The 12,848-nt window shown below is 45.4% G+C and carries 13 protein-coding genes; 4 read left to right on the plus strand and 9 right to left on the minus strand.

Annotated elements, in window-relative coordinates; all coding sequences use genetic code 11:
- Window positions 1-90: 90 nt before the first annotated feature.
- The 3 genes from Q5691_RS02675 to Q5691_RS02685 all read right to left on the minus strand — a co-directional run bounded on the left by Q5691_RS02675 (window position 91) and on the right by Q5691_RS02685 (window position 3,714).
- The gene (locus tag Q5691_RS02675; protein ID WP_333210186.1) at window positions 91-2,016 is read right to left on the minus strand and encodes a M61 family metallopeptidase; all 1,926 of its coding nucleotides are present in this window, start codon (window positions 2,014-2,016) and stop codon (window positions 91-93) included.
- A complete protein-coding gene (locus Q5691_RS02680) occupies window positions 2,013-2,693 on the minus strand; it encodes a Crp/Fnr family transcriptional regulator (protein ID WP_333233197.1) in 681 nt (226 codons plus the stop codon). The genes Q5691_RS02675 and Q5691_RS02680 overlap by 4 nt, the downstream gene beginning before the upstream one ends.
- A 160-nt stretch (window positions 2,694-2,853) precedes the next feature.
- The gene (locus Q5691_RS02685; RefSeq protein WP_333210185.1) at window positions 2,854-3,714 is read right to left on the minus strand and encodes an inositol monophosphatase family protein; all 861 of its coding nucleotides are present in this window, start codon (window positions 3,712-3,714) and stop codon (window positions 2,854-2,856) included.
- Between the two features lie 204 nt (window positions 3,715-3,918).
- Here Q5691_RS02685 and Q5691_RS02690 point away from each other — a divergent pair, with 204 nt between their 5' ends.
- Window positions 3,919-4,206, plus strand: a complete 288-nt coding sequence (locus tag Q5691_RS02690; RefSeq protein ID WP_333210183.1) for a glycosyltransferase — start codon at window positions 3,919-3,921, stop codon at window positions 4,204-4,206.
- Window positions 4,207-4,587: 381 nt separating this feature from the next.
- Here the strand turns inward: Q5691_RS02690 and Q5691_RS02695 are convergent, their stop codons facing one another.
- The 5 genes from Q5691_RS02695 to Q5691_RS02715 all read right to left on the minus strand — a co-directional run bounded on the left by Q5691_RS02695 (window position 4,588) and on the right by Q5691_RS02715 (window position 8,641).
- Window positions 4,588-6,516, minus strand: a complete 1,929-nt coding sequence (locus tag Q5691_RS02695; RefSeq protein WP_333343860.1) for an alpha-amylase family glycosyl hydrolase — start codon at window positions 6,514-6,516, stop codon at window positions 4,588-4,590.
- A 371-nt stretch (window positions 6,517-6,887) separates the two neighbouring features.
- Window positions 6,888-7,202 (minus strand): PD-(D/E)XK nuclease family transposase, encoded by a 315-nt coding sequence (locus Q5691_RS02700; protein WP_333343861.1) that lies wholly within the window; start codon window positions 7,200-7,202, stop codon window positions 6,888-6,890.
- Between the two features lie 27 nt (window positions 7,203-7,229).
- Complete coding sequence (locus Q5691_RS02705; protein WP_333343862.1) at window positions 7,230-8,093, minus strand: Npun_R2479 family HD domain-containing metalloprotein; 864 nt, start codon at window positions 8,091-8,093, stop codon at window positions 7,230-7,232.
- 240 nt (window positions 8,094-8,333) lie between these two features.
- Entirely contained in the window at window positions 8,334-8,432 is a 99-nt protein-coding gene (locus Q5691_RS02710; protein ID WP_445305821.1) for a Mo-dependent nitrogenase C-terminal domain-containing protein, read from the minus strand.
- Entirely contained in the window at window positions 8,399-8,641 is a 243-nt protein-coding gene (locus Q5691_RS02715) for a hypothetical protein (protein WP_333083077.1), read from the minus strand. The genes Q5691_RS02710 and Q5691_RS02715 overlap by 34 nt, the downstream gene beginning before the upstream one ends.
- Window positions 8,642-8,965: 324 nt before the next feature.
- Between Q5691_RS02715 and Q5691_RS02720 the strand changes: the two genes are divergently transcribed.
- A complete protein-coding gene (locus Q5691_RS02720; protein ID WP_333343863.1) occupies window positions 8,966-9,781 on the plus strand; it encodes a cobyrinic acid a,c-diamide synthase in 816 nt (271 codons plus the stop codon).
- Window positions 9,782-9,935: 154 nt separating this feature from the next.
- On the opposite strand, the gene Q5691_RS02725 is transcribed toward Q5691_RS02720, so the two are convergent.
- Window positions 9,936-10,979 (minus strand): AI-2E family transporter, encoded by a 1,044-nt coding sequence (locus Q5691_RS02725; RefSeq protein ID WP_333343864.1) that lies wholly within the window; start codon window positions 10,977-10,979, stop codon window positions 9,936-9,938.
- 125 nt (window positions 10,980-11,104) lie between these two features.
- On the opposite strand from Q5691_RS02725, the gene Q5691_RS02730 reads away from it, so the two are divergent.
- Together Q5691_RS02730 and gshA are read left to right on the plus strand one after the other, a co-directional pair.
- On the plus strand, window positions 11,105-11,386 hold the full coding sequence (locus Q5691_RS02730) for a hypothetical protein (RefSeq protein WP_333210169.1): 282 nt from the start codon (window positions 11,105-11,107) through the stop codon (window positions 11,384-11,386).
- Window positions 11,387-11,395: 9 nt separating this feature from the next.
- A complete protein-coding gene (gshA, locus tag Q5691_RS02735) occupies window positions 11,396-12,547 on the plus strand; it encodes a glutamate--cysteine ligase (RefSeq protein WP_333210167.1) in 1,152 nt (383 codons plus the stop codon).
- The last annotated feature ends 301 nt before the right edge of the window (window positions 12,548-12,848 follow it).

Genomic DNA, 12,848 nt, shown 5'->3' on the forward strand with positions numbered 1-12,848 from the left:
GGGAATTGGGAATTGGGAATTGGGAATTGGGAATTGGGAGTTCAGCTTGATTCCTTCTAGTTTTTTCTTTCCGGTTCCCCTTCATTTATGTCACAATTTTGATAGAGGAACTCCCAGCCATCCAGTAAAGTTTTGTTTCTGAATAGTAGTGGGCTTGTCCACAGGCACGATCGAGTAACGGCCAGGCAGGGGCGGCGCGAGAGTCACACGACGAGTCCGCAGTTCGTCTTGGTGAAAAACTGTCACCTCTATTGTGTCCCCCGGCTGATAATCTTTAAGCCTCTCGCCTGCTTGTTCTGAATTTACCCGAAAACCTTCGATCGCCAGCAACTCGTCCCCAGCGTCAATTCCCGCCAATTGTGCCGGAGATCCTACTTCGACAAATTTAACCATTTCCCGTCCGTTTTCCGTTCCCAACGTCCAACCGATGCGAGGGTTTCGGTCAGTTTCATCTACCGAAATTTGCAGCCCGAAAGGTTCCAGATACTTGTTGTAAGGCAACTCTTCTGTGCCGTCTATATAGCGCGCAAAAAAGTCGCTCAAATCGATGCCGGCGACGGACTCGATCGCACTTTGCAACTCTTCGGGAGTAAAGCCTATTTCTGCGGGCAGCGAAGCAGAATTTAACTTTCCGTTTGATGTCAAATGCGCCGACTTGCCGTCTGTTTCCGACTTCAGGTCAAAATCGCCATTTTCAGCCGAATTAGCCTTGCCAAACTGCTGCCACATTAAACGCATCACATCGTCCAGAGATCGCTCATTGCCGTGTCTGGCTCGAATCAACAAATCGAGCAAAAATGAAACTACTTCCCCTTTCAAATAATAGGAAATCTGTGAATTGTCGCTGTTAGAATCCCGGCGATAAAGTTTAATCCAAGCATCCCAGCTCGACTCACTCAGAGGCTGCACGTTCCGCCCCGGAGTCGTCTGCAAGCGAGTAATTTCCTTAGCCATACCTTGGAAAAAACCTTTGATGCTGTAGAGACCCGCTCGAAAAGGAATCACCAAATCGTAATAACTGGTAGTGCCTTCAGAGAACCATAAAGAAGGAGTATAATTCTCTTTTTCGTAGTCAAATACTTCCAGAGCTTTCGGTCGAATGCGCTTGACATTCCACAGGTGAAAAAACTCGTGAGCCACCAACTGAATAAAGCGTTCATACTTTTCCTTAGCCCGAAAACCGAAACGCGGATAGTTGAGAGTGCAACTCTCCTTGTGTTCCAAACCGCCAAAACCTGAACTGGACAAATGCAGGAAAAACACATAGCGTTCGTAAGGTAAACCGCCGAACATTTTTGCCTCGACTTCGATCACTTTTTGGATGTCTCGAATCGCCCGTTCCGGTTCTAAATTGCCTTTTCCCCAAACAACTAGCTGGTGGGGTTTTCCCATCACTTCAAACTCGTACACTTCGTGATAGCCAATCTCAAAAGGACTGTCTACTAGAGTGTCAAAATCCACAGCAGCGAAAGTAAGATTTTGGCCAGAAACAGGTGGCAAAGTAGTAACGGTGCGCCATTGGGGCTGCGGTGGCACAACCTTCACCGTGTAGCAGTTGCGCTCAAAACCGGGCAAGAAAAAGCACAAAGCCGCCGGATTGAAATAACCGTGAGTCGAGTCTAAATGATTGGTTCGCACTGTCAGTTCGTTGGCAAAAATGCGGTAGAAAACCGTGACATCTGACACCAAATTTGTCTCAATTTGCCAGTGATTTTTACTGAGCTTGCGCCAAGGTAAAGCACGCGCGGCGTAGCTATTTGGTAGGGAATCGCCCGCCTGGGAGCTAAAATCTTGCAGGTGGCGGGCGTACTCTCGAACCAAGTAAGAACCGGGAGTCCAGACAGGCATTTTTAAATCCAGAACCGGCTCCGACCAACCTTGCACGCGCAAAGTTACTTCAAAGAGATGGGATTCAGGATTGGGCATCGCCACCGAATATTGAATTGTCGGTGCTGTTAATTGCACCTGACGGTGGCCGGCAGCGGACGAGGTATCCTCATAAGTAACATCAGTCATTGACTTGCCAAATTAATCAAGTGCTTGAGGTTGATCAAATGGATAGTTTCGCGGTCTGGATCGATTTTGATCCAACCTTTACTATCGAGTTTTTCCATAATTTTGCTGGTTTCATCTAGGGTGATATCTGTGACATCAGCTAAGTCTTCATAAGGAATATTGAAGATATCTTTGCCCTCAGCAGTTTTCTGACCGTAGTTTTCTGCCAGCTCGACTAAAGTATTTGCTAGTTTAACCGCTGGCTGGCGGTTTCGGAGTTGATAGCGGAGATTGGTTTGGCGGAGTCGCCGTACCATCAGTTGCAGCATCCGGTGGTGCAATTGCGGATCTTTAAACAGGGTTTGGATAAATCGCTGAGCTGTGACGCTGAGCAGCCGCACGGGCGATAGAGCAAGCACGTCATTCGATCGGGGAGATTCGTCCAGAATGGCCATTTCGCCGAAGAAGGCACCCCGTCCTAAAATAGCCATTGATACAGCTCGATCGTTTGACAAGCGGCGGACTTTTACCCAGCCAGACACGACAAAGTAAATCGCGTTGCCCCAAGAATCCTCCATCACCACAGCTCGGCCCGGGGGATACTCATGCTTGACCGCATTTGATAGCAGCCCTCCCAAGGTTTCTGGGTTAGCACCCTTAAATAGAGGGAATAGCTCACTGAAAGCTTCTGTCTTCATGCAAACTCGCGGAGGTGGGAAATATGATTAGGCGACACCCAACAGCTAGGGAACGATCGATGTTTGGGAACACAAACAATCCGTTGCTCCTTTAATTGATGATAAGGGTGCAGAGGCTCGGTTCACGTAAAATTGGTAGATTCTTTAATCTTAAACGGGTTTACAAGCCTGCCACTGCCTGTTGAACTTTGCCCAACAGAGGTTCTATGTATTCCGGCCAGCCGATCGCAATTGACTGCGTGTGGGCCAGAGTCTCCGGCTCGATCGCATCTTTAGTCCACCTCAGCGGTTGACCTTGCAAGTCGCAACAAACCAATCCGGCTGCTTTTGCTAAAGCCAGAGGGCCGACGGTATCCCACACTTTAACTCTGCCATTGAGATACAGATACAAACCAGCTCGACCGAAGATAACTTCCATCACTTTTAAGCCAAAGCTGCCCAGCGAGTAAAATTCTGCTCCGGGGATGCTTTGGGCGATCGCCCTGGCGTAGTTTTTCTGGTCTTTGTCTCCGAGAATAATTTTACAATTTTCCGCTGTCAGAGCCGGGGGTTTGCATAGCGAGATCGGCTGCGGCGCTTGGGTTCCCACAGTTTGGAACAATCCCCAATCTTTGCCGCCAAAATACATTTGGTCAAAAGCCGGGGCGTAGAGCCAGCCGGCCACAGGTTCGTCCTCAAGCAGCAGCCCCACCATCGAAGCGTAGTGTAGTTTTCCCCGAATAAATTCTTCTGTCCCGTCCAGGGGATCGATGCACCAGAGGCGCTGGTAATTAGCCCCGTAAGCTGCTCTGGAGGAGCTGTTTTCCTCGGTGATCCAGCCGTCTTCAGGAAACAAAGCGCTAAATGCTGCCGATAGTTGTCGGTCTAGGTATTGATCGATACTCGTCACGTAGTCGTTGGGCCCTTTCTCTGAAACTTCAAAAGGTTCGGCTGCTAGCTTGTAAGCTTCTTGACCGCTCTCGCGCAGGGTGTAGCGAATTTTTTTGTCTTGCTCTGGAGAAATATACATGAGGTTAAACATAAATTTTTTAGCTAACTTCAGCATAAAAGCTTAAGTCCTTGGAATCGATGGAATCGATCGGCCTGTGTCACTGTTTTTGATTCGTACAGGATTTGCGTGCGGGTGTCGATCAACCCGGTTTCCTAAACATCAGCACCGTTTGCGGTAAAAATTAGCGGTTTTTCTCAAGATGCTAAGGCTTTATCGCAAGCTTTCCCCGATACTATGCCAGAAAATATGTCCCGCAAGTTCTACGAATGGCCGGATTTAGTGCAGCTTTACCGCGATGCAGACGTAATTGCAGTTTGTTTGGTAGACAATAAATATGCTGCTGGAGTGCAGGTTTTGCTGGAAGCCATGGCCTGCAAGCGGCCGGTCGTCATTACTCGGACTCAAGGTATCGTCGATTATTTAGCGGCCCCGCATATTGCCAAAGTCGTAGATGTGGGAGAGGCAGCAGGTTTGCGCGAGGCGATCGTCCGTCCATTTGCTAAAAAATCCTCAAGAAGCTGAATCTCAAGTGCAGCGGGGCTACGAAATGGTTGTGAACCAGCATAGCAGCGAACTTTATATCGATGTTTTGGTCGAGAAATTGCGATCGCTTTAATAAAAATGTATGGTGCGCCTCGGCGCACCATACATCACGCCCGGAGGATGCACAATGCACACCTTACTGATATAGATAAAAAGCCCAACTATTTATTACCTAAATCATATTTAAAAAATAATAAATTATGAGTTGCAGTTCCTAATTAAATTTCACAGCAGTTACGTACCTACTAAATAAACCGGGTTTTAAAAAGATAATCGAAAGCCTTAAGGAATTACTTTCGTTTATCAAACCCGGTGTCTGTGCCTAAAACGGTTTCACTCAAAACTGAGAAATCAAAACTATTAAGACTCCCGTCCACTCGCCCACTTATCCCGCCATTTCACAGTCCCTTCCGAAACTAAAACCCAGCGGCGGCAAACCAGATTTTCTCGCAGCGGCGACAGTCCTTCCCGTAGCAGCGCATACTTATAAGAAATTAACTTCCCGGCACTTTCATTAAAAGGAATTTCCCCGAACCAAGTATTAGTATTGATATACTCCAACGGGAAACCCTTACTAATATCCCAATTCCCCAGTTCAGGACAATCTCCAATCACCACAATTCTTTCCCCAGGCTGAGTTCTAACGCTGTTAAGCTGCGCCCGCACAATAGTTTTCGCCTTAACTCGCTCGCCGACGCGGCTAAAAATCATTACTTCCTGCGAACCCAACTCAAGGTTGTACAGCATCCCATCTTTAACTTCAAACTTGCGGCGCGATAAAACCTCCGTATGCTCTCCATCAGGCAGCTCAGTATCAACCTCTTCAATTGTTGTAACATAACTGCCACGATTCATCGCTACAAACACCACGGAATCGCGATAGCGGCGCACGTAACAATAAACATCAGGAGTTAGATATTTTTGCCACTGACTCCCCATCGAAATAGCTGGATTCAGCCGCCGCAATCCAGACAGCAACCGCACATCTCGGTAAATCGGCGCATCAGTATTCCACTTTTCCATCATGGGGCGGTTGTAGGGGTCATTTCCCCCATCTGTATCATCGTGCAGATACTGTTCAGTGCCGTAATAAATGCAGGGAATACCGCGAGTCGTCATAATTAAACATATCGCCAAATGCAGCATTTCTGGATCTGGATTCAACGACTGAAACCTGGGCATATCGTGGTTGTCAATAAAAGTAATCAACTCCGTCGCCCCGTAGTAGCGGTGATCCAAATTCAGGACATCTTGGACTAACTTAAATCCCGCGCCCGCACCCTTCCCCAATACTTCTCGAATTGCCACGCACAGACCAAAATCTAAAATAGTCATCCCCGACTCGTTGGCAAATTCCACAGAACGATCGTTTCTCGGGTCGCTGTAAATCCATTCTCCAAAAATGAAAACATCAGGTCTATGTGTTAAAATGTCAGCATTAAATTCCTGCCAAAACCAAATAGGCATATGCTTGACTGTATCAACCCGCAAAGCATCAACACCTCTGTCCAGCCATTGTTTAATTGCTGATTTAATGTAATTCCGGTAGGCAATATTGTTTTCATTGAAAGTTGCTAAACCAGACAGTTCGCAGTTTTGAACTTGCCATTCATCTTCCCAGTTTGTGACTTCGCCATAGTGGTGATACCAGTCATCGTCATCGTCGTTAAAGTCAGCTATTTTTACGCCGTCGTCATAGAGTTCACCTTTTTTACCACTAAAATCTGGGTTGCTGTGATTGCAGACAATATCGAGCACGAGTTTCATGTTTCGCTGGTGCAACTCGTATACTAATTTGTCAAATACGGTATCTTTAGTTTCTTGTGTTTGATTGATAGAAGGATTGTCGCTTGTGGCAATGAAGCGGGGATTTAGTCGCTTGAAATCTTTAGTCCAGTAGCCGTGAATTGCAGCTTGTTCGACAAATAATGCTTCAACTTGCTCGAACAGTGGAGTCAGCCAAACGGCGGTTACTCCCATATCTTTTAAGTAATCTAGTTTATCGATAACTCCCTGCAAGTCGCCGCCCCAATATTTGCCCCAATCTTTCCCTTCTGGATCGTAAAGTTCTGGGTTGGGGCCTTCGTTATTTTCGGGGTCGCCGTCGTAAAAGCGATCGACTACAATGAAATAAATTGTTTCTTGTCGGAATTCAATGTCTCTGGTGTAGAGGAATTCTAAATCGATTTCGCTTTCTGGCTTAACTTCTTCTACCAGAGACTCAATTTTTTCTTCTGATTCGCTAACTTCGTATTGAGAGGAAGTTTGATTGGGAGTGACTGGTGTCATGAGATGTATTTTTTTATATTGTAAGATTGGTCAGTTATTCGGAACTGGAGTCGGAGATAGCTTTCCCCTCTGACTGACTTTTACAGCATCATACGGAATTTACTGGTTTAATGAAATCTTCCTTTAGACGGAGGGCAGACTCATCCTTGAGCATTAAGTGGATGAGAGTTAATATTTAGCGTAATTCTCAATCCAAGATGCAAAGCCTCAAAAACCTACGCTACCAGGCTGATCCTGGTAACGAGAAAAGGTACACTACTTGTGCGATCGTACTTTTTCCCTTCCTTCCATTCCTCCCGCAAGTTTTGGATATCTTCAACGCTCAAACCAGTAGTTTGACTAATGGTTTGATTGTCAAGGACATTGAGAAGTTACCTAGCAATTTCCAGAGCCTTTTCTCTCATTCCTAGCGCGAGTCCTTCTTCTCTGTCTTCTGCGAGTCCTTCTTCAATTCCCTTTCGCAACATTCCCTGCTGATCCAGAATATACCTTTCGCGTGCTTCTAAATCGGCTAAATCTTCTGGATTAAAGTTAGTTTCATTAGCAATAGCAAAGGCTTGCTGTATTTCCGAGACTATTTCCATTGTTTGCGGTACCACTTCCAAACTGGGAGCATTTTTCATAAAATAAACGCAATTGTCAGTCAAAGTTTCTAACTCATCCAATTGTTTATTGAATTTGGGCAATTCTATAAATGGACATCCATCCGAACCCTACCTAACTACAGCCACCGCAGACTCTGGAACCTGAGAATGCTCCACCCGAAAAACATTGGCGCTCAGATTAGCAACAACTTGTTTCCCCTGCTGCGTCAGTTCCAAATAGCCGATCGCATCCTTCACATACCGATAAACCACATTCCAATAAAACGTGGGATAACCATCCCGCAACTCCCCCGGATTTTGATAGCCCAAAACCCGATTTTGCCCAATTTCCTCAAACTCGTAAAACAGCGCCGCAATCTTTTGCAAATATCGCGGATCACTCAACTGACCAATTAAATCAGCAGCCCGAACTAAACCAGGATAATTTACAGTATCTTGATAATCTTCATTTGCAGGAACTGGAAAACGAGTCAGCTCAATATTATGCTTAACCAGCTCAGCATCAATCAGTTTGTGACCGCCAAAACGCTCGTCAATAAACATTTTTCCGCGATCGACATGATAAAGCATCAAACTAGCATCCGTCGTCCCCGGAGGCAGCGTTAATTTCAGGTCGCCTATTCCCGTCGCATACAGTCCCAAATCTATTCTATCTTGTCGGCAAACACCTTTAACATACCCGATATCGTGACATAGCAAAGCAATGTGGAAGTGCAGCCAATCTTCGCAGGAAACACCCCCTTCGCGGATGTGTTTACCACCCAGAATTGCTTGTCCCACCAAGGTCACTAAAATAGTGTGTTCGACATTATGGTAAAGAGCATCGCTATTAGCAATATTTTCTAAAGCCATACTCGCCACCCAAGCAATAATTTCGCCATAGTCAGATTTAAACCCGCCATAAGTGTGGCGGTAGCCTTCAATCAGGCGATTGACAAAAGCCTTAATCAGCAGTTCAGTTGCGTTAAACATATTCACTTCCCTGAGCCCATGTAGATTATTAAATTATTTTTATAGTTATTGTTTTTGCTGCTACAGTTTGATGTTATTTTTGGCTTAAGCGCCACGATGAATACCCACTCCTATCGACAGGCATCCATTGATATTATCAACAATTATGGCTTAAATTATGGCTCTCGCAACTACCAGAGCGACAGACCCCATAAATAATTGATATCAATGGGCGATCGAGGTATGACACCCCTCAATTAGCTACCGCGTTACATCTTCCCCGTATAGGTTAGGAAAAAACGAGGGCGATCGAAAACGCAACCGCACTAATTCCTCATACACAGGATTAAGCTTGCACATAGGCGGTATGTGGAAAAGATGGTGTCCCTATAACGGAATATCTCTCTCAAAAGGACACCGTGCGGGTATAAGTTGGCACACCACTGAGTTACTTGTGGCTCTCCCACGGCAATGCTATCAAGCCACTGTCGCACTTGTTGCACGAGGCGATCGCAAAAAGTTAAGTCTTGGCACTGATTTTCCGGGAAAATACTTGTAGTCAAGTTCATGATTGATCTCAGTAATCATTACTAACAAAAACTTATGAATCACCCGACTTAATCCTCAACGAAACCCACTCTTGCTCCGGTGACGTGAATAAGTTTTATGAGTGACACTCACAGTCGCAAAATGTGATGCGAAGAGCTAGCATTTGTGATTTAAAACTCGCTAAAGTGTGAGACAGATCACGCCTTCTGTTCCCTCCAGAATGTATATTTAGATAGATGGCAAGAAAATAAGATAGAATAACTGACAGCCCTTCCTCGCAGCTCCCCTCTCCCATCATCTGCGATCTACTACTCTGTATACTTACTAATATAAGGTTTCAGGCAATGATTAAACAAAAACATAAATATGCCGACCTTGCTCAATTCCCCCACACAGATACCGTGCTACAAAAACTCCCTGTAGAAGTTAAAGAATGGGCCCAAAGCTTGCCTTGGAACCAACGGCGCTATGTCTTGTCCCTCTGCTACATATTGTGTGCATCTACTCCCGACTTGCAAGCAGAATTTTTAGATAATTATACAGCCGACGGTTTAGTCTCAAAAATGTTTGAAGATGTAGATACTCTACACCGAGTAAAAGAGTATTTAATCAGATTTCGGGTCAAAAAACAATTAAACGAATCAGATTTAAGAAGCTACATCAAACAATTTTATATCCACTCAGCTCAACAATCGCTCCGAGAAACTGACCAATATTTAGAATCAGCACTCCGCTTCGTCTTGAGTACAGAAGAACGTAATAATGTTTTTAACTACATTTTGGGCTTTGAATTTATTAAAATTGTGTTTCAAATGAGCTGGTTGCAACACGAAAGATTAGCGAGACTGCAAAAAAATCAGTCGCAGTTTATTGAAACCTATATCAAGCCGATTCAGCACGCGCACAGAATTAATGGCATAATTCTACCGAAAGATGAGAGAATCTTTTTTGCCAGACGCACCTATTACGTTCAACTACCTAACATTTCCTACAGAAGGCTCATTGAGTTAGTTATGGCAACTTTTACTACAGAAATGGTGAGTAATTGCGGATTTTCTATCAGTCGCCACTCTCAAGCTCTGCGTTTTGACTGCGATTACATTTATGATCCAGAACCAGAAGAAGAAAGATTTCCTACTGACTTGCAATTTATTCATTGACTTGACGCAGTAAGGTACCCTAAGTTGCTTTTTTCTCTTTACTTTTAGTTGCGCTTTGGGAACAGGAGAGTTTTTGTATCATGGGACTTCGAGTCGGCAGGTTAAAACCGAATTTTTCAGCCGGATTTGATATAAAATGGGATGGCTCCATCAATTAACCTTCCGCTTGCATTTCTTCAATGTCAAACCAGCTAACTATCACTCCCGCTAGCGGAATCGCCAGAAATATACCTAAAAGTCCTGCTGATCTTGCTCCGACTAACAGTGCAAAGAATACCACTACCGGATTTAGGTTAAGGGAATTTTGCATCAGTCTCGGATGAATAAAGTTGTCTTGAATTTGCTGCAAAACAATGCAAGCTGCCAATACTTTTAAAGATAGCCACACATTTTGAGACAATACAATAAAACACACTAAGCTAATTCCCAGCGTCGCTCCGATCCCCGGAACTAAATCAAATAATCCGATAATAAATGCTAAAATTAAAGGAAATCTCACATCTAACAGTAGGAAAATTCCAAAGCTAGCTGTTGTCAAAAATAACATTAACAGAATTTGTGCCTGAAAAAATCCTAAAAAGTTTCGCTCAATTGTTAAACTTAAACGCCTGTGCAGGTGTCTGGGTATAAATTTGAGAACCAACAGCCACAGCCTCTCTCCATCAAGTAACATGAAAGAAGCCACTACCATAATTAATATTAAATTCAATAAATTGGTTAAAAATACTTGTAAGAAAGCAATACTCCAAACAACTCCAGATAAAGCTTGATTTCGCAGTTGTTCCTCAATAACTCGCAGGTTAACTTGCAGGTTTCTTGCCCGCAGGAATGCTTCGAGGCGCTCCGACAGAGGCGCCAGAGCATTCACAAATTCAGTCAGGCTGTCAATTAATTGCTGTCCTTGAGATAAAAGAGTGACCCCTACGGTGACGGTGAGACCGCCAAAAACTAAAAGGGTGATCAAGACAACGAAGGCGACTGCTAAACTTCGCGGTAAAAATCTCTGAAGAGTTCGCACTGGATAGTTGAGCAAAAAAGCCACGAGTGCAGCAATGGTGAAAACCGCGACTGCTGTTTCAAAGTAAGCTAAAAGTTGCAGTCCAGCCCAACCAGAAGCAAATAAAAGCAAAAACCGGACTAAGGCTAAATTGCTTAGCATATTCCAAAAATTGGGAGGAGTTCTGTCTTGCTCTTTCACAGGGATTTTTAGGGGTTAATATTGTAGCTCAAAAATATTGCAGAGCCCTCTTTTAGAATCGCACCCAAGATATATTTGCGGCTATCCCTCTCAAGGCAGAAAACAGATGTCGAAATGAGGCAGGAGTGGGTTCTATTCACCATAAGTTCGATCGTCACGAATTCCCACTGAAACACACCCGCGATCGAACAAACAGCCTTTCTGAGTCTAAAACCGCCTCGGAAACTCTTTGCGAGGGGAGTATTTGTCGTGGCGGGCTCGCAACTAACACACAAACGCTCAAACTAGCCGGCGCCGAAAAATCCGGTTTCAGTGCCCGTGGCGAAAAATTTCAACTCTGTCCCGTGGAAGATAGTATGAACAGGTCAATTTTTGGGATACTAGAAACTAGCACTCAACTTAGCTGAGGAACAAACGTGCTGCTATCAAAAGGCTTTGAAGTAGAAATGTATACCGGCACTCCCGAAGGTGAGGTTGTCGGTCTATCCGATCGCATAGTTGCCGATCTAGAGGGATTTGTGCGGGAGCCTGATAGCCGCAATGTGGAGTACACGACCGCCCCGCTATGCAGCTACGATCGCCTGCTGTGCGCCTTAGTCAAGCCGCGAGTCCGGCTGCGCGAGTACCTCAAACAATTGGGCGACTATACCTTGCTGCCGGGAAGTACCTTGTCTCTTGGGGGGAGCGATCGATTTTACCGATCCGATCCCAACAACCCCTACCACACCTACATCGAGCAAACCTACGGCACCAAAGTCGTCACCGCCAGCATTCACATCAACATCGGCATCTCCCAACCAGAAATGCTGATGCGCGCCATCCGCCTCGCCCGCGTCGAAGCACCGCTATACCTTGCCTTGAGCGCCTCTTCCCCCTTCCTAGACGGCGAAGTGACGGGCTATCATTCGACTCGGTGGGGTTTGTTTCCCAAAACTCCCGCTATCGTTCCCCTGTTTGAAAGTCACAAGCATTACATTCAGTGGACTGAAGAACAGCTAGAACTCGGTACTATGCAAAACGTCCGCCATTTGTGGTCTGCAGTGCGACCAAATGGCGATCGTCGCCCTTACTGTCTCAATCGCCTCGAACTGAGAATTTGCGACCTCGAAGTCAATCCTCTGGCTTTGTTGGCCATTACTGCCTTACTAGAAGCTCGCATCTGGCAGATGATGGAAGACCCCAGCTTAGACCCCTTAGAACTCAGCACCTTGCCTGCGGCTACCCGCAACGAAGACTTAGTTGCCCTCACAGACGCCAACGAAATTGCTGCATCCCGGCAAAGTTTGGATGCCGAACTTACTCACTGGCAAGACGGCAGAACTATTCTGGCACGAGATTGGATTGAGGAAATTTACCGCGAAGTGTGGCCTATAGCCAAAAAACGCGGCTTTAGTTGCTTTCTCTCGCCACTCAAAAAGATTCTCCGGGAAGGCAACACGGCCCAGCAGTGGTTGAAGCTACACGAGGGCGGTTCGGACACCCGCAGTATTATTCTGCAAGGGATTCAGGGGATGGCTCACCAAGAATGGGAGCTAGAAGACAACTTGTGCGCCCAGTTAGTTGCCTGAAGTACTCGCCGTTATTATAACGGGGGCTTTCACTAGCCCCCTGGCTATGCGTACTCAGCCAATAGAAATAGCCCGAACCTCCCGGTCAATCGATTTTAGATTTTAGATTTTAGATTTTAGATTGACCCCACGGATAAATTCGGGGACTCCTTTATCGGATACAGGTTTTTTATTTCTGGACGGATGAATCCGGGGGCTTATATCCTGGATGCTTGATTGTCCAAAGTTGCAGATCGCCACCCTTAAAACAAATCAGAATATTTAATCAATGGAGTTCGACAAAGGTTATAAATAAAAGCTA

The organism is Microcoleus sp. w1-18aA5 (assembly GCF_036701705.1).
Lineage (GTDB): Bacteria > Cyanobacteriota > Cyanobacteriia > Cyanobacteriales > Microcoleaceae > Microcoleus.

Coding starts and splice junctions, on each gene's coding strand:
- Q5691_RS02675 (WP_333210186.1), bottom strand. CDS start 2,016: ATGACTGATGTTACTTATGAGGATACCTCGTCCGCTGCCGGCCACCGT.
- Q5691_RS02680 (WP_333233197.1), bottom strand. CDS start 2,693: ATGAAGACAGAAGCTTTCAGTGAGCTATTCCCTCTATTTAAGGGTGCT.
- Q5691_RS02685 (WP_333210185.1), bottom strand. CDS start 3,714: ATGTTTAACCTCATGTATATTTCTCCAGAGCAAGACAAAAAAATTCGC.
- Q5691_RS02690 (WP_333210183.1), top strand. CDS start 3,919: ATGCCAGAAAATATGTCCCGCAAGTTCTACGAATGGCCGGATTTAGTG.
- Q5691_RS02695 (WP_333343860.1), bottom strand. CDS start 6,516: ATGACACCAGTCACTCCCAATCAAACTTCCTCTCAATACGAAGTTAGC.
- Q5691_RS02705 (WP_333343862.1), bottom strand. CDS start 8,093: ATGTTTAACGCAACTGAACTGCTGATTAAGGCTTTTGTCAATCGCCTG.
- Q5691_RS02710 (WP_445305821.1), bottom strand. CDS start 8,432: ATGTGCAAGCTTAATCCTGTGTATGAGGAATTAGTGCGGTTGCGTTTT.
- Q5691_RS02715 (WP_333083077.1), bottom strand. CDS start 8,641: ATGAACTTGACTACAAGTATTTTCCCGGAAAATCAGTGCCAAGACTTA.
- Q5691_RS02720 (WP_333343863.1), top strand. CDS start 8,966: ATGATTAAACAAAAACATAAATATGCCGACCTTGCTCAATTCCCCCAC.